Raw genomic sequence first — 26,872 nt, 5'->3', positions numbered from 1 at the left:
GGTCAGAGACCTGCAAGGATCACAAGTTGATCATGTGCCCGGCGATGCCGTGGATGGCTTCCTTGACCGACTCACCCAGGGTCGGGTGCGCGAAGACGTTGCGCCCGACCTCGTCAGCGGTGAGGTCCCACTGCTGTGCGAGGGTCAGCACCGGGAGCAGCTCGGTGACGTCGGGGCCGATCATCGCGGCACCGAGGATCTCGTTGTGCTCGGCGTCGGCGATCACCTTCACGAAGCCGACCGCGTCGCCGAGGCCCTGGGCCTTGCCGTTGGCAGCGAAGGGGAACGTCGAGGTCTTGACGTTGTAGCCCTTGTCGCGCGCCTGCTGCTCGGAGTAGCCGAACGAGCCGATCTGCGGCTGGCAGTAGGTGGCGCGCGGGACCATGTCGAAGTTGATCTCCATGGTCTCGGCACCTGCGATGGTCTCGGCGGTGACGATGCCCATGGCCTCGGCGACGTGGGCCAGCATCATCTTGCCGGTGCAGTCACCGATGGCGTAGACGCCTTCGACGTTGGTGCGGCCACGTCCGTCGACCGCGATGGCGCCACGCTCGGTCAGCGCAACGCCGGCGGCTTCCAGGCCGTAGCCCTCGACGTTCGGCGCGAAGCCGAAGGCGGCCAGCATCTTGTCGGCCTTGAGGACCGTCTCCTCGCCACCAGCGGCGGGCGCGACGGTGACCTCGACGCCGTCACCGGTGTCGACGGCCTTCTTGACCGCGGTCGAGGTGAGGATCTTGATGCCGAGCTTCTTGTACTGCTTGAGCAGTTCCTTGGACACGTCCGCGTCCTCGGTCGGCACGATGCGGTCGAGGTACTCGACGATCGTGACGTCGACACCGAAGTTCTTGAGCACGTAGGCGAACTCGACGCCGATCGCGCCCGAGCCGCCGATGATCATCGACTTCGGCGGGTTCGCGTCGAGGATGAGCTCTTCGTAGGTGACGATGTTCTGACCATTGGGGTCGACACCGGGGACCGAGCGGACGTGCGCACCGGTCGCGATGATCAGGTTGTCGCAGGTGTAGGCCGTGACGGTGCCGTCGGCGGCCTTCACCGAGACCGCCTTCGGTCCGGTGAGCGTGCCGAAGCCGTCGATCTCCTTGATCTTGTTCTTCTTCATCAGGAAGTGGACGCCCTTGACGATGCCGGCGCTCACCGCGCGCGAGCGCGCGTGGGTCGGGCCGTAGGCCATCGTGGCGTCGCCCTCGATGCCGAACTTCGCCTTCTCGTGCGTGAGCACGTGCGCCAGCTCGGCGTTCTTGAGCAGGGCCTTCGTCGGGATGCACCCGACGTTGAGACAGACACCTCCCCAGTACTTCTCCTCGATGACGGCAACCGTCTGGCCGAGCTGGGCGGCGCGGATCGCGGCGACATAACCGCCGGGACCGGCACCGAGAACGAGTACGTTGAAGTGGGTCACGAGGCCAGCCTAGTGAGGGGTCCCCGGATACCGGCAAGTAGGCGACTAGTCTCACCTCGTGACCCTGTACGCCGCCTACGGAACGAACCTCGATCCGCTCCGCATGGCCGAGCGCTGTCCGCACTCCCCGCTGCGCACCACGGGCTGGCTGGAAGGCTGGCGTCTGACCTTCGGCGGCGAGGAGCACGGCTGGGACGGAGCCCTCGCGACGATCGTCCAGGACCCCTTCGAGCAGGTCTTCGTCGCGGTCTACGACGTCACGCCGGAGGACGAGAAGTCGCTCGACGGCTGGGAGTCCGCGGACACCGGGCTGTTCCGCAAGACCAAGGTCCGCGTCTCCACACTGACCGGCGAGCAGCTGGTCTGGGTCTACGTGCTCGACGCCCACGAGGGCGGGCTGCCGTCCGCGTCGTACCTCGGGGTGCTGGCCAACGCGGCCGAGGCCGCCGATGCTCCGGACGACTACGTCGGCGCGCTGCGCCGGCGTGCATGCCGCTCGACCGGTCTGTGACCAGCCGCCCCTAACGGATGGATCACGGTTAGCGCACGAGGGCTCGTCGGCGGCCCCGCCGGCACTAGGCTCGCCGGCGTGGACGACGTACAGGCACTCGCGCAGCAGGCAGCTGACCGCATCGGCGTACTGACCGGCGTCGACAAGCACGACGTCGCGCTCGTGCTGGGCTCCGGCTGGGGCGCCGCCGCCGAGGCCCTCGGTACGCCGAGGCTGGAGGTCGCCTCCGAGGAGCTGCCCGGCTTCATCGCGTCGGGCGTGCCCGGCCACGGTGGCCGCGTGGCAAGCGTGTCCGTCGGCGGGCTCGAGGTGCTCCTCTTCTCCGGCCGCACGCACCTCTACGAGGGCCACGGGCCCGCGTCCGTCGCACACCCGGTCCGGGTCGCGGCCGCGGCCGGTTGCCGCACCGTCGTGCTCACCAACGGGTGCGGCGGCCTGCGCCCCGAGTGGTCCCCCGGCACGCCGGTGATCATCCGCGACCACATCAACCTGACCGCACAGACGCCGCTCGTCGGTGCCACCTTCGTCGACCTGACCGAGGTCTACTCACCACGCCTGCGCGCGCTGGTGAAGGAGGTCGACCCGACCCTCGACGAGGGCGTCTACGTGCAGTTCACCGGGCCGCAGTACGAAACCCCTGCCGAGATCCGCATGGCGTCGGTCATCGGTGGCGACCTGGTCGGCATGAGCACCACGCTCGAGGCGATCGCGGCCCGCGCCGCGGGTCTCGAGGTGCTCGGCCTGTCGCTGGTCACCAACCAGGCCGCGGGCATGAGCGGCGACACGCTCGACCACGGTGAGGTGCTCGACGCGGGTCGCGCCGCCGGTGAACGCCTCGGCTCGCTCCTCTCGCGGGTCGTCCCGCGCCTCTGACCGCCGAGATGCGGGTTTGACCGGCCGAGATGTCACTCATGGCCCTACCCACGGCACCATGGCACCATGCGCACCTACGCGTTCCACTCCACGTGGTGGCTGCCCCATACGGTGGCGGCGGTCCACGCGACGCTGATCGACGTCGAGCGCTACCCGGAGTGGTGGCCACAGGTGATCGCGTGCCTCCACCTGGGCCCTGACGACGGGCTGGTCCTCTGTCGCTCGGCGCTCCCCTACACGCTCGAGATGCGCCTCCACGCGGAGCGTCGTGAGCCCGACGTCCTCGAGACCACCATCACCGGTGACCTCGAGGGCTGGGTCCGCTGGCGGCTCGCCCCCGAGGGCGACGGCTGCCGTCTCGTGTTCGAGCAGGAGGTCGTGGTGACCGACCGCCTCCTCGCCTGTGCGTCGTACGTCGCGCGGCCGCTGCTGCGCTGGAACCACGCCCGGATGATGGCGGGGGCTCGAGCCGGGCTGGCCCGTCGATTGGCACCATCGACATCTCGGCAGGCCATCATCGACATCTCGGCGGGCCACGACCCACATCTCGGCGGGCAGGGTTGAAGGACGACGCGCGGCCGGGGCTCACAACTCGATAACGGCCGGGCCTCGCGCGCGGGCACAGGGCCCGGGCGCCGCTAGCGTGGCGGCATGGACCACAGCACCCCTCGTGGCGGACTCGTCGAACGGGCACGCGCCTGGGCGATCGCGGACCCCGACCCGGTCACCCGCGCCGAGCTCGAGGAAGCGATCAGGGCGATCGAGGCGGGAGGCGACCCCGTCGACCTCGCCGATGCCTTCGCCGGCACGCTCGAGTTCGGCACCGCCGGCCTACGCGGAGCACTCGGTCCCGGTCCCAACCGGATGAACCGCGTCGTCGTCGCCCGTGCGGCGGCCGGGCTGGCGGCGTACCTCCTGGCCAACGGCGAGACCGGCCCCGTCGTCATCGGGTACGACGCGCGGCACAACTCCGACGTGTTCGCCCGTGACACCGCGGAGATCATGCAGGGCGCCGGACTCGATGCGCTGGTGCTGCCCAGCGCGCTGCCCACGCCCGTGCTGGCGTTCGCGATCAGGCACCTGGAGGCAGCCGCCGGTGTCATGGTCACCGCGAGCCACAACCCGCCTCAGGACAACGGCTACAAGGTCTATCTCGGCGACGGCAGCCAGATCGTGTCGCCTGCGGACGTCGAGATCGCCGCCCAGATCGCGACCATCGGCGCGATCGCCGACCTGCCCCGCAGCGACGCCTGGACGACCCTCGGGCGTGAGGTGCTGGCGGCCTACCTGGCGGCCACCAGCGCGCTGGTCGACACCTGCGGGCCCCGCGGGCTCAGCGTCGTCTACACGCCGATGCACGGGGTCGGCGGTGCAACCGTGCAACGCGTCATGGGCCTGGCCGGGTTCGCGGCGCCGACGATCGTCGAGCCCCAGTTCGCGCCCGACCCCACCTTCCCGACCGTCGCCTTCCCCAACCCCGAAGAGCCCGGCGCGATGGACCTTGCCCTTGCAGCCGCAGCGGAGGTCGACGCCGACATCGTGGTGGCCAACGACCCCGACGCCGACCGCGCAGCAGTGGCGGTCAAGGGCCCCCACGGCTGGCAGATGCTGCGCGGCGATGAGGTCGGGGCGCTGCTGGCGGACTTCCTGCTCCGCACAGGCGTGCACGGCACCTACGCGTGCTCCATCGTCAGCTCCTCCCTCCTCGGCAAGATGGCCGCAGCGCACGGGCAGCCGTTCGCGGAGACCCTGACCGGGTTCAAGTGGATCGCGCGCGTGCCGGGACTGGTCTTCGGTTACGAGGAGGCGCTCGGCTACTGCGTCGCGCCGCACCAGGTGAAGGACAAGGACGGCGTCTCCGCGCTGCTGCGCATCGTCGAGCTCGCCGCACTGCTCAAGGCCAGTGGGCAGACGCTGACGGACCGGCTGGAGGAGATCGCCGCGGCCTATGGCCTGCACGCGACCGACCAGCTCTCCGTGCGCGTCGCCGACCTGTCCCTGATCACGCAGGCGATGGCCGATCTCCGCGCCGCCCCTCCCACGTCCCTCGGCGGGCTCGCTGTCGAGCGCGTCGACGACCTCGCGCTCGGGGGCGACGGGCTGCCACCCACGGACGGCTTGCGTTATCGCCTCGCCGGCGGTGGCCGCGTGATCGTCCGCCCGAGCGGCACCGAGCCCAAGGTGAAGTGCTACCTCGAGGTGGTCGTGCCGGTCGAGGCCGATGAACCGCGCACCGAGGCCGTGGCCGCCGCCCGCATCGTCGCCGCCGGTCGCCTCGACGCCCTTCGCCAGGACCTCGCACCCCGCCTCTCCCCCACCAGCCCCTCCCTGACCAAGGAATAGGTTCAGACACGTGACCGCCACCGCTGACATCGCCCGGATGATCGACCACACGCTGCTCAAGCCGGAGGCCACCCGGGCCGACGTCGAAGCGCTCATCGCCGAGGCCGTCGAGCTCGGCGTCTACTCGGTCTGCGTCTCGCCGTCGATGCTTCCCGTCCAGATCCCCAACGGCAGCGACCTCAAGGTCGCCGTCGTCTGCGGTTTCCCGAGCGGCAAGCACTCCCCGACCGTCAAGGCCGTCGAAGCCGCCGGCGCGGTGCGCGACGGCGCCGACGAGATCGACATGGTGATCGACATCGGCGCCGCCAAGGAGGGCAGGTACGACGCGATCCACGCCGACATCCGGGGCGTGCGTGCCGCGGCACCGTTGCCCACCATCCTCAAGGTGATCATCGAGTCGGCGGCGCTGACCGACGAGGAGATCGTGGCCGTCTGCGTGGCCGCTGCCGACGCGGGCGCCGACTTCGTGAAGACCTCCACCGGCTTCCACCCGGCCGGCGGCGCGAGTGAGCACGCGGTGCGGCTGATGGCCGAGACGGTCGGCCCGGCCGTGCAGGTCAAGGCGTCGGGTGGCGTGCGCACGCTCGAACAGGCGGAAGCGATGATCGCCGCGGGCGCCACCCGCCTCGGGGTCTCGGGCAGTCGCGCGCTGCTGGCAGGCGCCGGAGACGGCAGCGGCTCCGCGTCGTACTGAGAAGTCGGCGCACTGAGAAAAGTCGTCCGACACGCGCCCCGCTCGTCACGGCGAACCGCTAGGTTCTCTCGTGAAGTGACGTCAAGCACGTCGACGCAGTCTCGAGGAGGAACCCCATGCGCGTGTTCAGCACCCTGGACGAAGTGGCCGCAGCCGCCAACACCGAGCTCGGTTCGAGCGAATGGGTGACGATCGACCAGCGCCGGGTCAACCAGTTCGCCGACGCGACCGGTGACCACCAGTGGATCCATGTCGACATCGAGCGCGCCAAGGAGGGTCCGTTCGGCGGCACCATCGCCCACGGCTACCTCACGCTGTCGCTCGTGCCGTGGCTGGGCAGCCAGGTCTTCAAACTGGCCACGCCGGGCGCGAAGCTGAACTACGGCGTCAACAAGGTGCGCTTCCCTGCCCCGCTGCTGGTGGGCAAGAAGATCCGGCTGACCACGGGGTTCGGTGAGGTCGTCGACATCGCCAAGGGCAAGCAGCTCACGGTCAAGCACACGATCGAGATCGAGGGAGAGGCCAAGCCCGCACTCGTCGCGGAGACTGTCGTGCTCCTGCTCCCCTGACGCGCCCGCACTGGTCCGGTCATCGTGGGGGCACACGTGTGCTGCAAAGGTCCAGCCCGAGAGCGACCCGGCACTCAGCGCCGGTAGGCGGGCTTGATCACGTCGTTGATCAGCGCCAGCCGCTCGTCGAACGGCAGGAACGCCGACTTCATCGCATTGACGGTGAACCAGCGCAGGTCGTCGAGGTCGTAGCCGAACGCCAGCACGAGGGCGAAGAACTCCTCGCTCAGGGTGGTGCCACCCATCAGCCGGTTGTCGGTGTTGACGGTGACCCGGAAGCGCAGCTTCGTCAGCTCGCCGAGAGGGTGCTCGGCGATCGACGCCGCGGCGCCGGTCTGCACGTTGGAGGTCGGGCACATCTCGAGCGGCACGCGGGTGTCGCGGACGTACGCCGCGAGCCGGCCCAGCCTCGCCTCGCCGGACTCGTCGACCGTGATGTCGTCGACGATGCGTACGCCGTGCCCGAGCCGGTCGGCGCCACACCACTGCAGCGCCTCCCAGATCGACGGCAAACCGAAGGCCTCGCCGGCGTGGATGGTGAAGTGGGCGTTCTCGCGCTGGAGGTACTCGAACGCATCGAGGTGGCGCGTGGGCGGGTTGCCCGCCTCGGCGCCGGCGATGTCGAATCCGGCCACACCGCGATCACGCCAGGCGACCGCGAGCTCGGCGATCTCCTGCGAGCGGGCCTGGTGGCGCATGGCAGTGAGCAGTTGACGGACCACGATCAGCCCACCAGCGGCAGACACCGCCGCCACACCCGCGTCGAAGCCCTCCTGCACCGCGGCAACGACCTCGTGGAGGGTGAGCCCCTGCTCGAGGTGCTGCTCGGGCGCGTAGCGCACCTCGGCGTAGACGACGCCGTCGGCGGCCAGGTCCTCGACACACTCACGGGCCACCCGGGTCAGCGCGCCGGTCGTCTGGGTCACCGCGACGGTGTGCGCGAACGTCTCGAGGTAGCGCACCAGGCTCCCCGAGTCGGCAGCATCGCGGAACCACTCGCCCAGCGTGGAGGCGTCACCGATCGGCTTGCCATCGGGGCCGTCCGGCAGCTGGTGACCGCACTCCGCGGCGAGGTCGAGCACGGTGCCCGGACGCAGCCCACCGTCGAGGTGGTCGTGCAGCAGGACCTTGGGCAGGCCGCGGATGTCGTCGAGCGTGAGCATCAGGAGATCCTGTCGATGATGAGGGGCGACGCCGAGTGAACCGTGCCGGCAGGAGAGATGTCGTAGCCGCCGACCAGCGACCCGAGTGCCCGGTCGAACCGCGCGGGCTCGTCGGTGAGCAGTGTGAACAGCGGCTGGCCGGCGGTGACCGTGTCGCCCGGACGCGCGTGCCAGACGACGCCCGCCCCGGCCTGCACCGGGTCCTCCTTGCGGGCCCGACCGGCACCGAGGCGCCAGGCCGCGAGGCCGACCGCCATCGCGTCGAGCCGGGTCAGCACCCCCGAGGAGGGCGCCGTGACAACCTGTGATTCGCGGGCCACCGGGAGCGCAGCAGTGGGATCTCCGCCCTGCGCGCGGATCATCGCGTTCCACGCGTCCATCGCCTTGCCGCTGGCCAGCGCGTCAGCCGGATCGATGTCGGTCACTCCGGCGGCGGTGAGCATCTCCCGCGCCAGGGCGAGGGTCAGCTCGACGACGTCGGCCGGTCCCCCACCCGCGAGCACCTCGACGGACTCTGCGACCTCGATCGCGTTGCCCGCGGTCAGCCCGAGCGGCGTGGACATGTCCGTGAGAAGCGCAACGGTGCGCACCCCTGCGTCGGTGCCGAGATCGACCATCGTGCGGGCCAGCTCGCGCGCGTCCGCCTCCGACTTCATGAAGGCACCCGTGCCGACCTTCACGTCGAGCACCAGGGAGCCGGTGCCCTCGGCGATCTTCTTGCTCATGATCGAGGAGGCGATCAGCGGGATCGCCTCGACCGTGCCGGTCACGTCGCGCAGCGCGTAGAGCTTCTTGTCGGCCGGCGCGAGACCGTCGCCAGCAGCGCAGATCACGGCTCCGACGGCCTCGAGCTGGGCAAGCATCTCCGCGTTCGACAGCGAGGCCCGCCAACCCGGGATCGACTCGAGCTTGTCGAGCGTGCCACCGGTGTGGCCGAGTCCGCGACCGGACAGCTGCGGGACAGCGACGCCACAGGCCGCGACGAGCGGAGCCAGCGGCAGCGTGATCTTGTCGCCGACGCCGCCCGTGGAGTGCTTGTCCGCAGTCGGCCGCGACAGCGAGGAGAAGTCCATGCGCTCCCCCGACGCGATCATCGCGTTGGTCCAGCGCGCGATCTCCGCGCGCGACATGCCGTTGAGCAGGATCGCCATGGCCAGCGAGGACATCTGCTCGTCGGCGACCTCCCCGCGGGTGTAGGCGTCGACGACCCAGTCGATCTGGCTGTCGCTCAGCGCGCCACCTCCACGCTTCGCGATGATCACCTCGACGGCGTCGTGCGGACTCACTGCGTCTCCTTGCTTTCGTTCAGGTCGTCGGGCCCGAAGGCGTCGGGCAACAGCTCGTCCATGCGTCGTACGCCGCGCGCGGTGAGGACCTCGAGTGACGACCCGCCGTGCTCGAAGAGCAGCTGGCGGCAGCGTCCACAGGGCATGAGCAGCTCGCCCCGCCCGTCCACGCAGACGAAGTGCGTCAGCCGGCCGCCACCGGATGCGTGGAGCTCCGAGACCAGCCCGCACTCGGCGCACAGCGTCAGTCCGTACGACGCGTTCTCGACGTTGCAGCCAACGACCGTCCGGCCGTCGTCGACGCGGGCAGCGGCGCCGACCGGGTAGGAGGAGTACGGCGCGTAGGCGCGCGTCATCGCCTCGGCTGCCGACCTGCGGAGGGCCTGCCAGGTGGTCTGGTCCGTCACCCGGCCGACCCCTTCCGGTAGATCTGTCCGTCGGCAGCCGGCATGCGCAGCCGTTGGGCAGCGAAGGCGAGCACGAAGAGCGTGAGCACGTAGGGCGTCATCCGCGTGAAGTCCTCCGGCACCTCGTCGGTCAGCAGGAACCAGGCCAGGACCGCCACGGCGGTCACCGCGGTCACGGCACCAGCAATGCGTGCGCCGCGCACGAACTGCCACACGGCGTACGCGCCGAGCACGACCGCGATCACCAGCAGCAGTGCGTGCACCGCCCCACCGCCTGCACGCAGCTGGAGCGCGTCGGTGTAGCCGAAGAGCGCCGAACCGACCAGCAGGCCGCCCGGGCGCCAGTTGCCGAAGATCATCGCGGCCAGGCCGAGGTATCCCCGGCCGTTGGTCATGTCGTTGGAGTAGCTGCCTGCCCAGGCCAGCACGATGAACGCGCCCGCGAGGCCGGAGAGCGCACCGGACATGACCACCGCGATCGTCTTGTAGCGGTAGACGTTGACGCCGAGGCTCTCCGCAGTCGCCGGGCTCTCGCCACACGAGCGGAGCCGCAGCCCGAACGACGTGCGCCACAGGATGAAGTAGGTCGCGACGATCAGCACCACGGCGAGCATGGTCAGCACCGACATGCCACGGGTCAGGGCGCCGAGGATCGAGGCCAGGTCCGAGACCAGCCACCAGTGCTTGTCCTCGACCGAGCGGGCGGCATCGGCGACCCCGGCGAGGGTGATCGTGCCGGGGTTCTCCACCGGCGGCGAGGCCGTCGGGTTGCCGCCGGGCAGGCCGGTGAACCAGGTCGCCGCGAGGTACGCCGCGACGCCGCCCGCCATGATCGTGATCGCCACACCGGAGACGATGTGGTCGACGCCCATCCAGACCGTGGCGATGGCATGGAGCAGTCCACCGAGCGCACCGAAGGCGATGGCACCTGCCACGCCGGCCCACGGCCCGTACCAGAAACCGAAGTAGCCAGCGCCGATCGTGCCGAGGATCATCATGCCCTCGAGACCGATGTTGACGATGCCCGCGCGCTCCGACCAGAGGCCGGCGAGCGCCGCGAGCGCGATCGGCACGATGGCCATGATCGCCTCGCGGAGCGTGCCCGAGGAGTCGACCTCCTCGCTGCCGGTGATCACCCGGGCCGTCGAGATCAGCACGAGGGCCAGCAGGAGGACACCCGTCGTCCAGACCCAGACCGGGAGTGGGCGCCGCTTCTCGACCGCAGGCGGCGAGGACGGCGTGAAGATGTCGTTGGCGACGGTCATCGGGATGCCTCCGTGCTCTCGCGGCGGGCTGCGGCCAGCGCCTGCGCGACCGCTCGTTGCTCCTGGGCGACCCGGTAGCGCCGCACCACCTCGTAGGCGACCACGACCGACAGCACCAGGACGCCCTGGGTGATCGAGATCAGGTCGTTGGAGATGCCGGCCTCGATGCCGAGCTTGCTGCTCTGCTCGGTGAGCCAGGCGAACAAGAGTGCTCCGAAGGCGATGCCGACCGCGTTGTTGCGACCGAGGAGGGCCACCGCGATGCCGGCGAAGCCGAGTCCGGTCTGGAAGGTCGTCGTGAAGCTGTGGGCATCACCGAGCAGGATCGGCAGGCCGACCAGGCCTGCGACGCCGCCGGAGAGGAGCATCGCGGCGATGACCATGCGGCGTACGTCGATGCCGCTGGCGACCGCGGCGGTGGCCGAGAGTCCCGTCGTGCGGAGCTCGAAGCCGAAGCGCGTGCGCGAGAGCAGGACCGAGTAGCCGATGCCGACCGCCACGGCCAGCAGGGCCAGGCCGTGGACCTCGTTGGGCGCGTCCGGCAGGAAGCCGGGCAGCGGGATGCCCGGGACCCACGAGTCCTCCGGGATCCGGTCCGTGGTGAGGGTGCTGCCGGCGCGCTCGCCCCACTGCCGCAGGAGGTACGACGTCAGCGAGATCGCGATCGCGTTGAGCATGATCGTCGAGATCACCTCGGAGACCCCGCGGGTGACCTTGAGGATGCCCGCGATCGCGGCCCACAGGCCACCGGTCAGCATGGCGATCAGGATGGCGACGAGCACGTTGAGCGGGCCGGGCAGCCAGCCCTGGCCACCGAACACGGCCGCGGCGAACACGGCGATGCGGTACTGCCCCTCGACACCGATGTTGAAGAGGTTCATCCGGAAGCCGATGGCGGCAGCGATCGCGGACAGGTAGAGCACCGAGGCGTTGTTGAGGATGTTGACGACGTTGCGGCCCTTGGGCGGATCCAGCATCACCGACAGGAAGTCGCCGAGCGAGTTGCCCGTGGCGATGAGCACACCGAGCGTGATCACCAGCGCGATCAGCGCGGAGAGTGCCGGAGCCGCGAGGCCGAGCAGCAGACGACGGGGCATCAGTGGTCCTCTCCCGCGCCGGTCATGGCGCTGCCCAGGTCCTGGGGCGTGACGGACAACGGGTCGAAGGTGCCCTGCAACCGTCCGCGCAGGATCACCCGGATCGTGTCGGACAGGCCGATCAGCTCGTCGAGGTCGGCGGAGACGAGCAGGACCGCGAGTCCCTGCCGGCGCGCCTCGCGGATGTGGTCCCAGATCGCCGCCTGCGCGCCCACATCGACCCCACGGGTGGGGTGCGCAGCAAGCAGGAGCACCGGCTCGCCGCTCATCTCGCGGCCGACGATGAACTTCTGCTGGTTGCCGCCGGAGAGCGCCCGCGCGGTGGTGTCGATCGACGGCGTCCGGACGTCGTACGCCGTGACGATGCGCTCGCTGTCGCGGCGCGCGCCCCCACGGTCGATCAGCGCGCCCCTGGCGGACGGCTCCCGGGTCTGGTGACCGAGCACGCGGTTCTCCCAGAGCGGGGCGTCGAGCAGGAGGCCGTGACGGTGGCGGTCCTCCGGGATGTAGCCGATGCCTGCCTCGCGTCGGGTCCGGGTCGAGGCCTGGGTGAGGTCGTCGCCGACCAGGCTGATCGTGCCCCCGGTCGGGCGCCGCATGCCCATCACGGCCTCGACCAGCTCGGTCTGTCCGTTGCCCTCGACGCCGGCGATGCCGAGGATCTCGCCGCGGTGGATGGTGAACGAGATGTCGTCGAGCAGGGCTCGTCCGGCAGCGTCGTGGAGGGTGACTCCGGCCAGGTCGAGCACGGGCTGGTCGGTGACGGTGGACTCGCTGGTCTCCGGCGACGGCAGCTCCGAACCCACCATCAGCTCGGCCAGCTGACGGGCGCTGACGTCACCGGGCTTGACCCGGCCGACGGTGGTGCCGCGGCGGACGACGGTGACGTCGTCGGCGATGGCCAGCACCTCGTCGAGCTTGTGGGAGATGAAGACGAGCGTGTGCCCCTCGCGGCGCAGCTCGCGCAGGTTGTCGAAGAGCGCGTCGACCTCCTGCGGGACCAGGACCGCGGTCGGCTCGTCGAGGATGATGACCCGTGCGCCGCGGTAGAGCACCTTGAGGATCTCGACGCGCTGCCTCTCGCCGACCCCCAGGTCCTCGACGAGGGTGTCGGGATCGACGTCGAAGCCGTAGGTCTGCGAGAGCTCGCGAAGGCGCTTGCGCGCGCGGGCTCCGATCCCGTGCATGCGTTCGGCACCGAGCACGACGTTCTCGAGCACGGTCAGGTTGTCGGCCAGCATGAAGTGCTGGAAGACCATGCCCACGCCGGCCCGGATCGCCTCGGACGGCGAGGCGAAGCTGACTGGGGCACCATCGATCTCGATCGTGCCCTCGTCGGGCTTCTGCACCCCGTAGAGGATCTTCATCAGCGTCGACTTGCCGGCGCCGTTCTCCCCGACGATGGCGTGGACCGTGCCCGCCTCGATGTCGAGGTCGATGTCGTGATTGGCGATCACGCCCGGGAACCGCTTTCCGATCCCCCGCAGTCGCACGGCGGTGTTCGCCGCGACCACCTCGTTCGCTACTGCAGTCATCCCCAACTCCCGGAAAACCGTCGACGGGTCCACGTGCGAGGGGCCCGGGCCCACGCTACTGCGTGGCCCCGGGCCCCTCCACGAACGTCACAGGGTGTTCGGCACCTTGATGTCGCCGGCGATGATCTTCGCCTTCGCCTCGTCGAGCTGCGAGGTGATGTCGTCGATGTGGCCACCGCTGGTGGAGTAGCCGACGCCGTCACGCTTCAGGTCGTAGACGTCGAAGCCCGCCTTGACCGTGCCCGCCTCGAAGGCCTTGAGGAAGTCGATCACTGCGACGTCGACCTTCTTCAGCGAGGAGGTCAGGATGTTGTCCTTGAACTTCTCGTCCGCGCCGAGGTACTGGTCGGCGTCCACGCCGATGGCCCACTTGTCGGCCGTGTCAGCGGCCTCGAAGACACCGTTGCCCGACTCGCCCGCCGCGTGGAAGACGATGTCTGCCCCGCCGTCGAAGAGCGCCGTGGCAGCGGTGCGGCCGCCCGGGATGTTCTTGAAGGCCTTGTCGTCGAGGGCATCGGAGAGCCACTTGAACTCGACCTTGACCTTCGGGTTCACCGACTTGGCGCCGGCCTGGAACCCGGCCGCGAACGGGTCGATGACCGGACCCTTGACACCGCCGACGAAGCCGAGCTTGTCGGTCTCGGTCTTCAGTCCCGCGGCCATGCCCGCGAGGTAGGCGCCCTGCTCCGGCGTGAAGGAGAGGTTGGTGAGGTTCTTCGCCTCCGTGAAGCCGTCGACCACCGCGAAGGTGATGTCGGGGTACTCCGCGGCAACCTTCGCCGTGGCGACCGCGTAGGCCGCACCGACAGCGACGACCGGGTTGTGGTCCGCCTCGGCGAGCGTGCGCAGACGCTCCTCCTTGGCGGTCTCCGGCTCGCCCTTGTCGGCCTCCTGCTCGGTGCAGGTCGCGTCGAGCTCCTTCGCCGCGTCCCGCACACCCTTGGCGGCAAGGTCGTTGAAGGAGTCGTCACCGCGACCGCCCACGTCGTAGGCAAGACCGATCTTGGGTCCGTCGCCCGTCTTGGCGCAGAGCGCGTCGCTCCCCGCCTTCTCAACTTCCTTCTTGCCGCCGCAGCCCGTGAGCGCAAGCGCGAACACAGCGACAACAGCTGCCAACCTGGTGGACCGACGCAAGAGATGCCTCCTCGATGGAATGCTCGACGCACCCGAACCACCGGGGGCGCATATCGCGCTCACAGTAGACCGGGCGAGCGACCGCGGCGAGGTCGAAATCCGAACCGTTACCAGCCAGTGATCTAACTGGCTGTGCTCAGTCCTCGACGACGGAATCCAGGTCGTAGGCAGCAAGGATGCGGTCGGCGGCCTCGGGGGCGTTGATGTCGCCCGCCTTCACGGCCTGGCTGACCTCCTCGCGGATCGCCGCGACGTGCGAGCTGTGCCGCAGCCGCTGCTCGAGCTCGTCGCGCACGAGTGCCCAGGTGAAGTCGAGCTGCTGGTCGGCGCGCTTCTTCGCGAGGCCCTCGTCACCGAGCTTCTCGCGGTGCGCCTCGATCTCGGCCCAGACCTCGTCCAGGCCCCGGTTGTGCAGCCCGGAGTAGGTGATCACCTTCGGCGCGCCGGCCATGCCGCGGACCAGCCGCAGTGCGCCGGAGAGCTCGCGGGCCGCGGACTTCGCGGCGATCTCCTGCTCCCCCTCGTCGGCCTTGTTGACGCCGATGACGTCGGCGATCTCGAGGATGCCCTTCTTGATGCCCTGCAGCTGGTCGCCGGTGCGGGCGATCGTGAGGAACAGGAAGGTGTCGACCATGCCGGCGACGGTGACCTCGGACTGGCCGACGCCGACGGTCTCGACGAGGATCACGTCGTAGCCGGCCGCCTCGAGGATCGTCATCGCCTGCGCGGTCGCGCGGGCCACGCCACCGAGCGTGCCCTCCGAAGGACTCGGGCGGATGTAGGCATTCGGGTCGACACTCAGGCGGGCCATGCGCGTCTTGTCACCGAGGACCGAGCCGCCGGTGCGGACACTGGACGGATCGACCGCGAGGACGCCGACCTTCTTGCCGGCCGCGGTCAGGTTCGAGCCGAGCGCCTCGATGGTCGTCGACTTGCCGACGCCCGGGACGCCGGAGATGCCCACCCGCACCGCGCCGCCGGCGTACGGCGTGAGCTCGGCGAGCAGCTCGCGGGCAGCGAGGCGGTGGTCGCGGCGGGAGGACTCGACCAGCGTGATCGCGCGGGAGATCGCCGCGCGCTGTCCTGCACGCACACCCTCAACCAGCGCGGGTACGTCGACCTGGCGCCGTTTGGTCGCCTGCTCTGCTCCAGTCACCACGTCGGCAAGGCTAACGGGCCTTCGTCCGGCTGCCACACTTCCCTCCGTGGTCAGCTTCCTGCTCTCGGTCACGTTCGCCTGTGGCGTCGTGATCGCCTTCGCCCATGTCCTCAACAGGCGCTTCACCGCTCCGGCGTACGACGTGGTGCTGAACCTTGCGGCCTTCGGCTGTGCCGTCGCCGCGTCGGTCCTGCTCGACCACCGCATCCCGGCGCTGCTCTCGAGCCTCGCCATCGTGTGCTGGCTGGTGCTCGCCCGCCGCACGATCCACGCCCGCCGGCACCCGCGTTCGCCGGGAGCGCTGCAGAAGCAGCGCCCGGCCGGGTCGCGTCAGCCCTGAGAGGCCGACGCGTCCGGTGCCGTCTGGCGGGCAGCGAGCCGCCGCCTGGTGCCGGGCACGAGGCCGGCGATGTCACTCAGGGGCGCCAGCGCCGCGGAGAGCTGACCAAGGTTGCCCTCCAGGCTCCGGACCGAGTCATCCATCCCGTTGACGACACTCTCGAGTGAGGCAAGAACCGGGCTGAGCCGGTCGATGTTCTCGATCAGGCCGCCGAGACGCTCGACGATGCCGTCCTCACCGACAAGTTGCTCGAGCACGCCTTCAGGGGCCAGCAGGCGGTCGACGGTGCCGTCTGCGGCGAGCAACCGGTCGACGGCACCTTCCTCGGCGAGGAGCCGGTCGAGTGGTCCACCCTGCGCAAGCACGCGGTCGAGTGCGCCACCGGGCGCGATCAGGCGGTCGACAGTTCCATCCGTGGCGAGCAGGCGATCGACCAGACCGTCGCGCGAGAGCAACCGTTCGACGAACCCGCCCGGCGCCAGCAGCCGATCGACGGCCTCACCCTTGGCAAGGATCCGGTCCAGGAGCCCGTCGCGAGCGATGATCCGGTCGAGGACTCCGTCGCTCTGCGACAGCAGGGAGACCACACCGTCCTCGTCGAGCACCCGGTCGATCACGCCGCCGGGCTGCATCGCCTGACCCAGCGGGCGGTCGTCCGCGGTCACCGCCGAGAGCAGGTGAAGCAGCCGGATCGGCCCACCGGGCTGCACGAGCTGCGCGACCCCGATGCTGGCGTGCCCGAAGGCGATCGCGGCCCGCGCCGGGAACAGCGCCGCCGACACCACCCGGCCCGCGCTCACGCCGAGCGGCATCCGGAAGACCGAGGGAAATGCGCGTGGCAGCGCCGCGGGCAGCTCCTGCAGGGCGAAGGAGGCGCGCGCACCGCGCAACCCGGCGCTCGCGCTCGCGGAGAGGGCCGGATCAGGAGAGGTCATGAACAGGGAGCCTAGGGCCGCTGTCCAGATCAGCGCAGGATGGCCACGACTCAGTAGCTGCCCTTGATCACGAAGAACGAGCCGCGGATCTCACCGGCGAGCTTCGACTTCTGGCGCGCGAACTTGAAGCCCGCGGCCGCCAGCTCCTCGGGGATCTCCATGCCCTCGGAAAGCTTGAACCCGACCGCGCGTTTGCCGCCGACCTCGATCGTCCAGAGCACGTTGACCACGAGTCCCGACTCGAAGTAGAGCTCCGGCCACGTGATCGCGCCGGCCTTCTCGTCCTCGACGGTGACGTCGGCGACCTCGAGCAGGGGCGAGGCGAACTCGAGCCCGCGCTCCTCCTTGAGGATCCGCGTCACCCAGCCCACCAGCTCGGGCGCCTCTTCCGCTGGAACGGTGGTGTAGACGTGCTTGTACTTGTTGGAGAAGTAGCGCGCCTCGTTGGCCCGCAGTCCGGCCAGGGCCTCGGCCACCGGAGAGGACTCCAGCCCCTCGGTCGAGACGTTCACGAAGTCGACGACGTGCGGCATGGGTGCTCCTTGCGAGTTGGGAGGTCAGCTGAAATCTAGTCGGATGGCACGGCGACACGACCACCTGCGACGACGGGTAGCCGCGACACGCTGCTGGCGCGGCGTGTCGGTGGGCGTTGACGTCGGAGATGGCCCTTCGCGTCGAAATGCGCTGACGGGCGGCCACCCGCAAGGGTGACCGCCCGTCGTACGCCGTGAATCAGTGACCGAGGTCCGCCGACAGCTTCTCGAGCAGCTCGATCGCGGACTCGGCGATGACCGTGCCGGGGAGGAAGACCGCCGCGGCGCCCATCTCCTTCAGCGTCGGGACGTCGTCGGGCGGGATGACGCCACCGATGACGACCATGATGTCCGGCCGGCCGAGCTCCTCGAGCGCGGTCTTCAGTGCGGGCAGCAGGGTCAGGTGACCGGCCGCCAGCGAGGAGACGCCCACGATGTGCACGTCGGCGTCGACCGCCTGCTGGGCGACCTCCTCCGGCGTGGAGAAGAGCGGGCCCACGTCAACGTTGAAGCCGAGGTCGGCGAAGGCCGAAACGACGACCTTCTGGCCGCGGTCGTGGCCGTCCTGGCCCATCTTGGCGACGAGGATGCGGGGGCGGCGGCCCTCTTCTTCCTCGAACTTCTCGGTCGCGGCAAGCACGGCGGCTGCTGCGTCGTCGTTGCCGACCTCGTTGCGGTACACACCCGAGATCGTACGGATCACGGCCTGGTGGCGGCCGTAGACCTTCTCGACCGCGTCGGAGATTTCGCCGACCGTGGCCTTGGCGCGCGCGGCGTCGACGGCCAGCTTGAGCAGGTTCTGGTCAAGGTCCGTCGAGGACCCGGCTGCGGCGGCGGCCGTGAGGGCGTCGAGCGTGCGGCGTACGTCCTCGTCGTTGCGCTCGGCGCGCAAGCGCTCGAGCTTCGCGACCTGCTGCTTGTAGACGTCGTTGTTGTCGACCTTGAGGACGTCGAGCTTGTCCTCGACCGGCAGGCGGTAGGTGTTGACGCCGATGACCTTCTGCTGACCCGAGTCGATGCGGGCCTGCGTGCGGGCGGCGGCTTCCTCGATGCGCATCTTGGGGATGCCCTGCTCGATCGCCTTCGCCATGCCGCCGGCTGCCTCGGCCTCCTGGATGTGGGCCCAGGCGCGCTCGGCGATGTCGTGCGTCAGCTTCTCGACGTAGTAGGAACCGGCCCACGGGTCGATGATCTGCGTGGTGCCCGACTCCTGCTGGAGCATCAGCTGGGTGTTGCGCGCGATGCGGGCAGAGAAGTCCGTCGGCAGCGCGATGGCCTCGTCAAGCGCGTTGGTGTGCAGCGACTGGGTGTGACCCTGGGTCGCGGCCATCGCCTCGATCGCGGTGCGGCCGACGTTGTTGAAGACGTCCTGCGCGGTGAGGCTCCAGCCACTCGTCTGGCTGTGGGTGCGCAGCGACAGCGACTTGGGGTTCTGCGGGTTGAACTCGCGCACGAGGCGGGCCCAGAGAGCGCGCGCGGCGCGCATCTTGGCGACCTCCATGTAGAAGTTCATGCCGATGGCCCAGAAGAACGACAGGCGCGGGGCGAACGAGTCGATGTCCATGCCGGCGGCGAGGCCCGCGCGGATGTACTCGACACCGTCGGCCAGCGTGTAGGCGAGCTCGAGGTCGTTCGTGGCCCCGGCCTCCTGCATGTGGTAGCCGGAGATCGAGATCGAGTTGAAGCGCGGCATCTTCTGCGCGGTGAACGCGAAGATGTCGGAGATGATCCGCATCGACCCGGCGGGCGGGTAGATGTAGGTGTTGCGGACCATGAACTCCTTGAGGATGTCGTTCTGGATCGTGCCGGTCAGCTTCTCCGGCGCGACGCCCTGCTCCTCAGCAGCCGCGATGTAGAGGGCCAGGACCGGCAGCACCGCGCCGTTCATGGTCATCGAGACGCTCATCGTGTCCAGCGGGATGCCGTCGAAGAGCGTGCGGGTGTCGTAGATCGAGTCGATCGCGACACCGGCCATGCCGACGTCACCGCGCACGCGCGGGTGGTCGGAGTCGTAGCCGCGGTGGGTCGCCAGGTCGAACGCGACACTCAGACCCTTCTGGCCGGCTGCGAGGTTGCGGCGGTAGAACGCGTTGGACTCCTCGGCGGTCGAGAACCCGGCGTACTGACGGACGGTCCACGGCTGCGTGGTGTACATCGTCGGGTACGGGCCCCTGAGGAACGGCGAGAGGCCGGGCCAGGTGTCGAGGGCGTCGAGGCCTTCGAGGTGCTCGGGGCCGTAGACCGGGAGGACCGGGATGCCCTCGGGGCTCGGCCAGGCCTCGCCTGCGCTGGTCGACGGGCCGCTCGGGGTGCCGCCCTCGAGGGGCAGGCCGGCGAAGCTGCTGGGGATGCTCATGCCAGCGCCTCCCTTGTCTTGTTGAGGAACGCAAGGGCATCGAGGCCCATTGCGGCGGAGTCGTCGACAGCGAGGTCACCGGGCTTGCCAGCCAGGATCACGTACGCCGCGCCGGCAGCGCGGAGCGCGTCGATCGCGGCGGGTGCCCACTCGGCGTACACGGCGTCGGTGCCGGCGAGGCAGACGACCTTCTGGCCCTGGTAGGCCCTGATGAGCTCGTCGGCGTTGGCGGTCGCACCTGCGACGTCGACGGCGATGCCGCCGGCGGCGAGCAGGTTGGTCGCGAACGTGGCGCGCGCGGTGTGCGCAGCGACCGGGCCCATCGTGGCCAGGAAGACCGTGCTCGCGACGGGCTCGTCACGCAGCGCCTCGAAGCTGGCGCCGTAGCGACGGACCTTGTCGGCGGCCGGGCTGGCCGGACGCTCGGGGAGCGTCTCGCCGAGGTTAGGGAACTCGCTGATGCCGGTGATCGGGCGCTTGCGCTGAGCGATCTGCTTCTCGCGGACCGCGACGACCTCGTCGATGCGGGCCTGGAGGCTGCCGTCGGCCAGCGCTGCGGCGATGCCGCCGGCCTCTTCGATACGGCCGAACTCGGCCCAGGCGACCTTGGCGATGTCGTCAGTGAGCTTCTCGACCGCATAGGAGCCACCGGCCGGGTCGACCACCTTGGCGACGTGCGCCTCGGAGATCAGCAGGCTCGAGGTGTTGCGGGCGATCCGGCGACCGAACGCGTCGGAGATCCCTGCGGTCGAGTCGAACGGCAGGACGGTGACCGACTCTGCGCCACCGACACCGGCGGCGAATGCACCCACGGTGACGCGGAGCATGTTCACCCACGGGTCGTACTTGGTCATGACCGGACGGCTGGTGACCGCGTGCTGCAGCTGCGCTCCACCGGCCAGGCCGGAGAGCTCGAGGACGCGGACCCAGAGCCGGCGCGCGGCGCGGAACTTCGCGATCGTCGGGAACTGCTCCGGGGTCGCGGCGTAGCGGAACTCGAGGAGACCGGCGGCCTCCTCGACGGTGAGGCCGGCTTCGGTCAGCGCGCGGAGGTACGCCGCGCCGACGGCGAGGCTGTAGCCGAGCTCCTGGCCGTCGGAGGCGCCGAGGTCGTGGACCGCGGTGCCATCCACGACGACGCCGAGCACGTTCTTCTCCTGCGCGAGCTTCGCGACGGTGACGAGGTCGTCGAGGCTGGCGGCACCCCCGCGGACCTGGGTGCCGAACGGGTCCGCGCCAAGGTTGGTGGCCGGGCTGGCGTTCTCCGGGAGGAGGGCGGCCAGCGCCTGCGCGGCAGCGACGGCGTCGGCCCCTGCGTCGAGGGTGACCGGTGCGATGTCGAGGAGGACACCGGCCAGGACCGTCTCGAGGTCAGCGGGCCCGAAGCCGTTGCCGAGCTGGAGCCAGAGCGAGTTCACCCCGTTGGCGAGGTCCATCAGCGCCGCAGCGTTGACCGCCTTCGCGTCGGGTCCGTCGAACTGCGCACGGATGTCCCAGTCGCCCTCGCGGGTGGGACGTCCGGCGGTCGCCAGACCGTCGAGGTCGGAGAGCGTGCCGATCGGTGCGACGGAGATGCCGTCGAGCGTCGTGCGAGCAAGCTTCGTCCAGACAGCGTCGTCGGGGTCGGAATCCGTGAGGCGACCCGACTTGCGCAGCACGCCCGCGGTGATCTTTTCCCAATCAGCGGCGGTGTGCTGGTCCTCGGCAGAAGCGAGTGCAAGACGGTCCGTGGTAGGGCCAGTCATGTTGCGAACAATAGGGAGCATCCGCCTCCCCTGCCACACCATGTGACTTTTCCCAACCCTTAGTACGTCCATGCGGACGTCGACACGGCGCAACCTCGGTGCCGACACGGCTCTTTGTTCGGATCGACGAGGGCATTTCGCTCGCCGCCTACGGTGTGGCCATGAAGGTCAGGGATCCGGACGGGCAGACCTGGCGCGTGAGCAGGCGCTGGCTGCCCTGGCGTCGCAGCGTCCGGAACAAGGACGACATCGGGCTCGAGCTCCCCACCGACGTCGGTGGCGATGACTTCGGGCTAAGCCTGATCTTCTTCGCCGTGGTCTTCGTGCTCTTCCTGGTCGCTCCGATCGTCCTGGTGATCTTCTTTGCTGCCTTCGAGGTCGTTCTCCTGCTCGTCCTCATGCCGTTTGCAGTGCTTGGGCGAGTGGTGTTCGGCCGCCATTGGCATGTCGAGCTCCGCCGCGGGTGGCGCGCCTGGACCGAGATCGATGCAGGCGAGTGGCGCGGGTCGGCGATGAAGATCCACGAGATCGCTGACGCCGTACGCCGCGGCGAGATCCCGGCACGCACGATCGATGCTCCCCGACCCGCCTGAGACGCCAACCTTGCGCCGTGTCGACACCGAAGTTGCGCCGTGTCGACGTGGGTGGGGTCACGGACTTCGTTCACCCTCACTCCATGCGAACTGCCCGAAACGGACACCTTGGGCGAGCAACCTCGAAGCATGAGGATCGCCATCAGCTCCGAGGCCTTCTACCCGGCTGTCGACACCGACACCCGCACGGTCAAGGCCGTCCTGGACCACCTGATCGACGCCGGCCACGACGTCCTCCTGCTCGCGCCGGCCCCCGGGCTGGCTGACTACCGCGGCGCAACGGTCGCCCGCATCACGCTCCTCGAGGGCCGCGGAGCCCAGGTGCGCGAAGCCCTTCTCAACTTCGGCGCGGAGTCACTGATCAGCGTCTCCCCCGCGAAGATCGGCCGGAAGGCGCTCAAGCACGCCCGCCGGCTCGACGTACCGACGCTCGTCGTCCAGGCCTCCCCTGTCGCGACCCTGGATGCCGAGGTGTGGAGCCGCACGGTGGGTGCGCGCGCTGACCGCCTCGTCGTCACGGCGCCCTGGATGAAGCAGCGGGTCGCCGACCTCGGTGTCGCCGACGCCGAGGTCTGGGAACCCGGCGTCGATGCCCGCGCGTTCACCCCCGCCCTGCGCGACGCCTACCTGCACGACAGCTACGCCAAGGCCCGCTCCAAGGGCGGCGCGCGGATCGTGGTCGGCCATGCCGGCGAGCTGCGCCGCCGTCACGGCGTACGCCGCCTGGTCGATGCCGCGCGCGTGCCCGGCGGGCGGCTGGTCGTCATCGGCGAGGGCCCGCAGCGGACCTGGCTGGAGAACCAGGTCACCGACGCCAAGTTCACCGGAGCCCTCGCGAGCGGCGAGCTCGCCACTGCGCTGGCCAGCCTCGACTTCCTCGTGCAGCCCAGCGAGATCGAGACGTGCGGACACCTCGTGCGCGCGGCCCTGGCCAGCGGCGTACCCGTCGTTGCCCCCAACGCAGGAGGCAGCCCGGGCATCGTCCGCGACGGCGAGACCGGACTCCTCTACGACCCGAGCGAGCCGAAGGCGCTGCGCAGGGCCGTGTCGCACCTGCTCGCCGATCCGGAGCTCCGCACGCGCCTCGGCGTCAGGGCCCGTGAGCTGTCCGAAACCCGCGACTGGACCGTTGCGGCCACCGAGCTTCTCGAGCTCCACCTGGCCAGAGCCCAGCAGGGCAAGGCGATCCCGGCAGCCTGACTTCGGCCACGACCGACAGCAGAATTGCTGTGAGGTTGTGAGAACCGAAGAGGGTACGACGAGTCGAGATCCCCGGAAGTTCCCAACCGGTTGGTAACCGGGGATATGTCACATCGTGGATCCACGCATCACCCCTGCGGGTGGCGGTACGGTGACCCCCGTGGCAAACCCGACTCTCGTAACTGGCAGCCGGTCGACGCACTCGACCATCGCTCTCAAGATGCTCATGGCAGTGAGTGGCCTGATCTTCATCGGCTACCTGCTCGCCCACATGTACGGCAACACCAAGGTGTTCGCCGGTCACGACGCGTTCAACGACTACGCGCACCACCTGCGGACCATCGGCGAGCCGATGCTTCCGCACGAGGGCCTGCTGTGGGTGATCCGCGTCGTGCTGATCCTCGCGGTCGTGGCCCACGTGGGTGCTGCCGTCGCGCTGACCCGGCGTGCGCAGAAGGCGCGGACGACGAAGTACGTCGTGAAGAAGAACAAGGGCTCCTCGCTCGCCTCGCGCACGATGCGCTGGGGCGGCGTGGCACTGTTCCTCTTCATCATCTGGCACCTCATCAACTTCACCGTCGGCAAGGTCAACCCCACCGGTGGTGCGACCAACGACCCCTACAACCTCGTCGTCGACAACTTCGAGACCTGGTGGATCACGCTGATCTACCTGGCCGCGCTGTTCGCCCTCGCCATGCACCTGCTGCACGGCGTGTGGAGCGCCTGCCAGACGCTGGGCTTCACCAACTCCGCCCGCTCGCGCGCCCGTGCCAAGGACGCCGGCCTGCTGGTCGCGATCGTCATCGCTGGTGGCTTCGCGCTCGTCCCGCTGTCCGTCCTCTTCGGCATCGTCGAGAAGTAAGGGATTTCTGAACATGGGTACCCCTGACCCGTCGGGCAACGTCCCGACCAACACCGCTTCGGTCCAGGTCACTGACGACGCCGCCGGCTACTACACGCTCGGTACGCCGCTGGTCGACCCGCTGGCCCCGACCGGCCCGATCAACACCCGCTGGCAGCGCCGCAAGTTCGAGAACCGCCTGGTCAACCCGGCCAACCGCCGCAAGCTCGACGTGATCATCGTCGGCACCGGTCTGGCTGGCGGCGCCGCAGCCGCCACGCTCGGCGAGGCCGGCTACAACGTGAAGTCCTTCTGCTACCAGGACTCGCCGCGTCGTGCGCACTCGATCGCCGCGCAGGGTGGCATCAACGCCGCCAAGAACTACAAGGAGGACGGCGACTCCACCGAGCGCCTCTTCTACGACACCGTCAAGGGCGGCGACTACCGCTCGCGCGAGTCGAACGTCTACCGCCTCGCTGAGGTGTCGGCCAACATCATCGACCAGTGCGTCGCGCAGGGTGTCCCCTTCGCCCGCGAGTACGGCGGTCTGCTGGACAACCGTTCCTTCGGTGGTGTGCAGGTCTCCCGCACGTTCTACGCGCGTGGCCAGACGGGTCAGCAGCTGCTGATCGGCGCCTACCAGGCCATGGAGCGCCAGGTCGCGGCCGGCACGGTCGAGCAGTTCACCCGCCACGAGATGCTCGAAGTCGTCATCGTTGACGACAAGGCCCGCGGCATCATCGCCCGCGACCTCGTCACCGGCGAGATCCAGACCCACCTGGCCGACGTCGTCGTACTCGCCACCGGTGGCTACGGCAACGTCTTCTTCCTCTCCACCAACGCGATGGGTTCCAACGTCACCGCCGCGTGGCGTGCGCACCGCAAGGGCGCCTACATGGCCAACCCCTGCTACACGCAGATCCACCCGACCTGCATCCCGGTCACCGGCGACCACCAGTCGAAGCTGACCCTGATGTCGGAGTCGCTGCGCAACGACGGTCGCATCTGGGTCCCGAAGAACGCCGAGGACTGCGGCAAGGACGCGCGCGACATCCCCGAGGAGGACCGCGACTACTACCTGGAGCGGATCTACCCCTCGTTCGGAAACCTGGTCCCCCGCGACATCGCGTCGCGTCAGGCCAAGAACATGTGCGACGAGGGTCGCGGTGTCGGTCCCCTGGTCAAGGAGAAGGACGCCGACGGCAACGAGGTGATGGCCCGTCGCGGTGTCTACCTCGACTTCGCCGACGCCATCGAACGCCTCGGCCAGCACGCGGTCGAGACCAAGTACGGCAACCTCTTCGACATGTACGCGCGGATCACGGGCGAGAACCCCTACGAGACGCCGATGCGCATCTACCCGGCCGTTCACTACGTGATGGGCGGCCTGTGGGTGGACTACCACCTGCAGACCAACATCACCGGCCTGTTCTGCTCGGGTGAGGCCAACTTCTCCGACCACGGCGCCAACCGCCTCGGCGCCTCGGCGCTGATGCAGGGCCTGGCCGACGGCTACTTCGTCCTTCCGAACACCATCCGCGAGTACCTCGCGGACGCGCCGTTCGAGAAGATCAGCGAGGACCACCCGGCGGTCGTCGAGGCCCGCACCTCGGTCGAGGACCGCATCGAGAAGTTCCTCTCCATCGGCGGCGAGCGCTCCGCGGACTCCTTCCACAAGGAGCTCGGCCACATCATGTGGGAGTACTGCGGCATGGAGCGGACCGTTGACGGCCTGAAGAAGGCCATCGGCCTGATCCAGGAGCTGAAGAACGAGTTCTGGACCAACCTGAAGGTGCTCGGCACCGCTGACACGCTCAACCAGTCCCTCGAGAAGGCCGGTCGCACGATCGACTTCATCGAGCTGGGCGAGCTGATGTGCATCGACGCGCTGAACCGTCGCGAATCCTGCGGTGGTCACTTCCGTGCCGAGTCGCAGACCGAGGACGGCGAGGCTCTTCGCATCGACGAGGAGTTCGCGTACGTCGCGGCCTGGGAGTTCACCGGTGGTGACACCCCCGAGGCGATGGGCAAGCCTGTCCTGCACAAGGAAGACCTGATCTACACGGCCATCGAGATGAAGCAGCGGAGCTACAAGTGAGCGCGACGATGAACCTCACCCTCAACATCTGGCGTCAGGCATCCGCATCCGACAAGGGCGCGATGCACCGCTACAAGCTCGAGGGCATCAGCGAGGACATGAGCTTCCTGGAGATGCTCGATGTCCTGAACGAGCAGCTGAACGAGGCCGGCGAGGAGCCGATCGCGTTCGACAGCGACTGTCGCGAAGGCATCTGCGGCATGTGTGGCCTGATGATCAACGGTCAGGCGCACGGCCCCGAAGTCACCACGACCTGCCAGCTGCACATGCGTTCCTTCAAGGACGGCGACGACATCACGGTGGAGCCGTGGCGTGCGGACCCGTTCCCGGTCGTGAAGGACCTCGTCGTCGACCGCTCGGCGTTCGACCGGATGATCCAGAACGGCGGTTTCATCTCCGCCAACACGGGCTCCGCTCCCGACGCCCACGCCGCCCCGGTCGAGAAGGCGCTGGCCGACCTGGCCTTCGACGTCGCGACCTGCATCGGTTGTGGCGCGTGCGTCGCGGCCTGCCCCAACGGCTCGGCCTCGCTGTTCCTCGGCGCGAAGATCACCCACCTGGGCTCGCTGCCGCAGGGCCAGCCGGAGCGCGACACCCGTGTCGTCTCCATGGTCGGCCAGCACGACGCCGAGGGCTTCGGCGGCTGCACCAACATCGGTGAGTGCGCCTCCGCGTGCCCCAAGGAGATCCCGCTCGACGTGATCTCCCGGCTCAACAAGGACCTCCGCACCGCGATGGCGCAGGGTTACTGAGCCACACCAGCAGTACGCCGGAC

The 26,872-nt window shown here is 69.4% G+C and carries 25 protein-coding genes; 12 read left to right on the top strand and 13 right to left on the bottom strand.

Going from position 1 to position 26,872, the window contains the following annotated elements; all coding sequences use genetic code 11:
• Positions 1–19: 19 nt before the first annotated feature.
• Positions 20–1,420 (bottom strand): dihydrolipoyl dehydrogenase, encoded by a 1,401-nt coding sequence (lpdA, locus tag D4739_RS10230; protein ID WP_120060523.1) that lies wholly within the window; start codon positions 1,418–1,420, stop codon positions 20–22.
• Between the two features lie 58 nt (positions 1,421–1,478).
• On the opposite strand from lpdA, the gene D4739_RS10225 reads away from it, so the two are divergent.
• The 6 genes from D4739_RS10225 to D4739_RS10200 all read left to right on the top strand — a co-directional run bounded on the left by D4739_RS10225 (position 1,479) and on the right by D4739_RS10200 (position 6,410).
• The gene (locus D4739_RS10225; RefSeq protein ID WP_120060522.1) at positions 1,479–1,931 is read left to right on the top strand and encodes a gamma-glutamylcyclotransferase; all 453 of its coding nucleotides are present in this window, start codon (positions 1,479–1,481) and stop codon (positions 1,929–1,931) included.
• A gap of 78 nt (positions 1,932–2,009) precedes the next feature.
• Positions 2,010–2,804 carry a purine-nucleoside phosphorylase gene (locus D4739_RS10220; RefSeq protein WP_120060521.1) on the top strand — a complete coding sequence of 265 codons (795 nt, stop codon included), beginning with the start codon at positions 2,010–2,012 and terminating at the stop codon, positions 2,802–2,804.
• A 66-nt stretch (positions 2,805–2,870) separates the two neighbouring features.
• On the top strand, positions 2,871–3,368 hold the full coding sequence (locus tag D4739_RS10215) for an SRPBCC family protein (protein WP_120060520.1): 498 nt from the start codon (positions 2,871–2,873) through the stop codon (positions 3,366–3,368).
• An 87-nt stretch (positions 3,369–3,455) separates the two neighbouring features.
• Entirely contained in the window at positions 3,456–5,147 is a 1,692-nt protein-coding gene (locus tag D4739_RS10210; RefSeq protein ID WP_120060519.1) for a phospho-sugar mutase, read from the top strand.
• Between the two features lie 37 nt (positions 5,148–5,184).
• Positions 5,185–5,841, top strand: coding sequence for a deoxyribose-phosphate aldolase (gene deoC / locus D4739_RS10205; RefSeq protein ID WP_220699374.1), 657 nt, complete (start codon positions 5,185–5,187; stop codon positions 5,839–5,841).
• 116 nt (positions 5,842–5,957) lie between these two features.
• Positions 5,958–6,410: a MaoC family dehydratase gene (locus tag D4739_RS10200; protein ID WP_120060517.1), complete on the top strand. Its 453-nt coding sequence runs from the start codon at positions 5,958–5,960 to the stop codon at positions 6,408–6,410.
• A gap of 74 nt (positions 6,411–6,484) precedes the next feature.
• On the opposite strand, the gene D4739_RS10195 is transcribed toward D4739_RS10200, so the two are convergent.
• The 8 genes from D4739_RS10195 to meaB form a co-directional block, all read right to left on the bottom strand.
• Positions 6,485–7,573: an adenosine deaminase gene (locus D4739_RS10195; RefSeq protein ID WP_120060516.1), complete on the bottom strand. Its 1,089-nt coding sequence runs from the start codon at positions 7,571–7,573 to the stop codon at positions 6,485–6,487.
• On the bottom strand, positions 7,573–8,859 hold the full coding sequence (locus tag D4739_RS10190; protein WP_120060515.1) for a thymidine phosphorylase: 1,287 nt from the start codon (positions 8,857–8,859) through the stop codon (positions 7,573–7,575). The genes D4739_RS10195 and D4739_RS10190 overlap by 1 nt, the downstream gene beginning before the upstream one ends.
• Positions 8,856–9,266, bottom strand: a complete 411-nt coding sequence (locus D4739_RS10185) for a cytidine deaminase (protein WP_120060514.1) — start codon at positions 9,264–9,266, stop codon at positions 8,856–8,858. The genes D4739_RS10190 and D4739_RS10185 overlap by 4 nt, the downstream gene beginning before the upstream one ends.
• Complete coding sequence (locus D4739_RS10180; RefSeq protein ID WP_120060513.1) at positions 9,263–10,531, bottom strand: ABC transporter permease; 1,269 nt, start codon at positions 10,529–10,531, stop codon at positions 9,263–9,265. The genes D4739_RS10185 and D4739_RS10180 overlap by 4 nt, the downstream gene beginning before the upstream one ends.
• The gene (locus D4739_RS10175; RefSeq protein WP_120060512.1) at positions 10,528–11,628 is read right to left on the bottom strand and encodes an ABC transporter permease; all 1,101 of its coding nucleotides are present in this window, start codon (positions 11,626–11,628) and stop codon (positions 10,528–10,530) included. Before D4739_RS10175 ends, D4739_RS10180 begins: the two co-directional genes overlap by 4 nt.
• Positions 11,628–13,163, bottom strand: a complete 1,536-nt coding sequence (locus D4739_RS10170; RefSeq protein WP_120060511.1) for an ABC transporter ATP-binding protein — start codon at positions 13,161–13,163, stop codon at positions 11,628–11,630. The genes D4739_RS10175 and D4739_RS10170 overlap by 1 nt, the downstream gene beginning before the upstream one ends.
• Before the next feature lie 87 nt (positions 13,164–13,250).
• Complete coding sequence (locus D4739_RS10165) at positions 13,251–14,297, bottom strand: BMP family lipoprotein (protein WP_120060510.1); 1,047 nt, start codon at positions 14,295–14,297, stop codon at positions 13,251–13,253.
• A 136-nt stretch (positions 14,298–14,433) separates the two neighbouring features.
• On the bottom strand, positions 14,434–15,456 hold the full coding sequence (gene meaB, locus D4739_RS10160; protein WP_238473603.1) for a methylmalonyl Co-A mutase-associated GTPase MeaB: 1,023 nt from the start codon (positions 15,454–15,456) through the stop codon (positions 14,434–14,436).
• 46 nt (positions 15,457–15,502) lie between these two features.
• Between meaB and D4739_RS10155 the strand changes: the two genes are divergently transcribed.
• Entirely contained in the window at positions 15,503–15,796 is a 294-nt protein-coding gene (locus D4739_RS10155; protein ID WP_120060509.1) for a hypothetical protein, read from the top strand.
• Here D4739_RS10155 and D4739_RS10150 read toward each other — a convergent pair.
• From D4739_RS10150 to D4739_RS10135, 4 genes are all read right to left on the bottom strand, one after another.
• Positions 15,787–16,731, bottom strand: coding sequence for a hypothetical protein (locus D4739_RS10150; RefSeq protein WP_220699270.1), 945 nt, complete (start codon positions 16,729–16,731; stop codon positions 15,787–15,789). The two genes, D4739_RS10155 and D4739_RS10150, sit on opposite strands and share 10 nt — an antisense overlap.
• Before the next feature lie 50 nt (positions 16,732–16,781).
• On the bottom strand, positions 16,782–17,264 hold the full coding sequence (locus tag D4739_RS10145) for a phage tail protein (protein WP_120060508.1): 483 nt from the start codon (positions 17,262–17,264) through the stop codon (positions 16,782–16,784).
• A 199-nt stretch (positions 17,265–17,463) separates the two neighbouring features.
• A complete protein-coding gene (scpA, locus tag D4739_RS10140; protein WP_120060507.1) occupies positions 17,464–19,620 on the bottom strand; it encodes a methylmalonyl-CoA mutase in 2,157 nt (718 codons plus the stop codon).
• Entirely contained in the window at positions 19,617–21,365 is a 1,749-nt protein-coding gene (locus tag D4739_RS10135) for a methylmalonyl-CoA mutase family protein (protein WP_120060506.1), read from the bottom strand. Before D4739_RS10135 ends, scpA begins: the two co-directional genes overlap by 4 nt.
• 161 nt (positions 21,366–21,526) lie before the next feature.
• Between D4739_RS10135 and D4739_RS10130 the strand changes: the two genes are divergently transcribed.
• The 5 genes from D4739_RS10130 to D4739_RS10110 all read left to right on the top strand — a co-directional run bounded on the left by D4739_RS10130 (position 21,527) and on the right by D4739_RS10110 (position 26,849).
• Positions 21,527–21,958: a hypothetical protein gene (locus tag D4739_RS10130; RefSeq protein WP_147384871.1), complete on the top strand. Its 432-nt coding sequence runs from the start codon at positions 21,527–21,529 to the stop codon at positions 21,956–21,958.
• Positions 21,959–22,087: 129 nt separating this feature from the next.
• Positions 22,088–23,158, top strand: coding sequence for a glycosyltransferase (locus D4739_RS10125; RefSeq protein ID WP_120060504.1), 1,071 nt, complete (start codon positions 22,088–22,090; stop codon positions 23,156–23,158).
• 160 nt (positions 23,159–23,318) lie between these two features.
• A complete protein-coding gene (locus D4739_RS10120) occupies positions 23,319–24,020 on the top strand; it encodes a succinate dehydrogenase cytochrome b subunit (RefSeq protein WP_120061846.1) in 702 nt (233 codons plus the stop codon).
• 13 nt (positions 24,021–24,033) lie between these two features.
• Entirely contained in the window at positions 24,034–26,097 is a 2,064-nt protein-coding gene (locus D4739_RS10115; RefSeq protein WP_120060503.1) for a fumarate reductase/succinate dehydrogenase flavoprotein subunit, read from the top strand.
• Between the two features lie 8 nt (positions 26,098–26,105).
• A complete protein-coding gene (locus D4739_RS10110) occupies positions 26,106–26,849 on the top strand; it encodes a succinate dehydrogenase/fumarate reductase iron-sulfur subunit (RefSeq protein ID WP_120061845.1) in 744 nt (247 codons plus the stop codon).
• Positions 26,850–26,872: the final 23 nt, after the last annotated feature.

The sequence above is a fragment of the Nocardioides cavernaquae genome (assembly GCF_003600895.1).
Lineage (GTDB): Bacteria > Actinomycetota > Actinomycetes > Propionibacteriales > Nocardioidaceae > Nocardioides > Nocardioides cavernaquae.
The sequence above is the reverse complement of the archived record's forward strand: the minus strand, read 5'-3'. Positions and strand labels throughout refer to the sequence as shown.

Bases quoted from the DNA above. Each gene is read 5' to 3' on its own strand.
- D4739_RS10215 (WP_120060520.1), top strand. From the start codon at position 2,871: ATGCGCACCTACGCGTTCCACTCCACGTGGTGGCTGCCCCATACGGTG.
- D4739_RS10210 (WP_120060519.1), top strand. From the start codon at position 3,456: ATGGACCACAGCACCCCTCGTGGCGGACTCGTCGAACGGGCACGCGCC.
- deoC (WP_220699374.1), top strand. From the start codon at position 5,185: ATGATCGACCACACGCTGCTCAAGCCGGAGGCCACCCGGGCCGACGTC.
- D4739_RS10200 (WP_120060517.1), top strand. From the start codon at position 5,958: ATGCGCGTGTTCAGCACCCTGGACGAAGTGGCCGCAGCCGCCAACACC.
- D4739_RS10195 (WP_120060516.1), bottom strand. From the start codon at position 7,573: ATGCTCACGCTCGACGACATCCGCGGCCTGCCCAAGGTCCTGCTGCAC.
- D4739_RS10180 (WP_120060513.1), bottom strand. From the start codon at position 10,531: ATGACCGTCGCCAACGACATCTTCACGCCGTCCTCGCCGCCTGCGGTC.
- D4739_RS10175 (WP_120060512.1), bottom strand. From the start codon at position 11,628: ATGCCCCGTCGTCTGCTGCTCGGCCTCGCGGCTCCGGCACTCTCCGCG.
- D4739_RS10170 (WP_120060511.1), bottom strand. From the start codon at position 13,163: ATGACTGCAGTAGCGAACGAGGTGGTCGCGGCGAACACCGCCGTGCGA.
- D4739_RS10150 (WP_220699270.1), bottom strand. From the start codon at position 16,731: ATGACCTCTCCTGATCCGGCCCTCTCCGCGAGCGCGAGCGCCGGGTTG.
- D4739_RS10145 (WP_120060508.1), bottom strand. From the start codon at position 17,264: ATGCCGCACGTCGTCGACTTCGTGAACGTCTCGACCGAGGGGCTGGAG.
- scpA (WP_120060507.1), bottom strand. From the start codon at position 19,620: ATGAGCATCCCCAGCAGCTTCGCCGGCCTGCCCCTCGAGGGCGGCACC.
- D4739_RS10135 (WP_120060506.1), bottom strand. From the start codon at position 21,365: ATGACTGGCCCTACCACGGACCGTCTTGCACTCGCTTCTGCCGAGGAC.
- D4739_RS10130 (WP_147384871.1), top strand. From the start codon at position 21,527: ATGAAGGTCAGGGATCCGGACGGGCAGACCTGGCGCGTGAGCAGGCGC.
- D4739_RS10125 (WP_120060504.1), top strand. From the start codon at position 22,088: ATGAGGATCGCCATCAGCTCCGAGGCCTTCTACCCGGCTGTCGACACC.
- D4739_RS10115 (WP_120060503.1), top strand. From the start codon at position 24,034: ATGGGTACCCCTGACCCGTCGGGCAACGTCCCGACCAACACCGCTTCG.
- D4739_RS10110 (WP_120061845.1), top strand. From the start codon at position 26,106: ATGAACCTCACCCTCAACATCTGGCGTCAGGCATCCGCATCCGACAAG.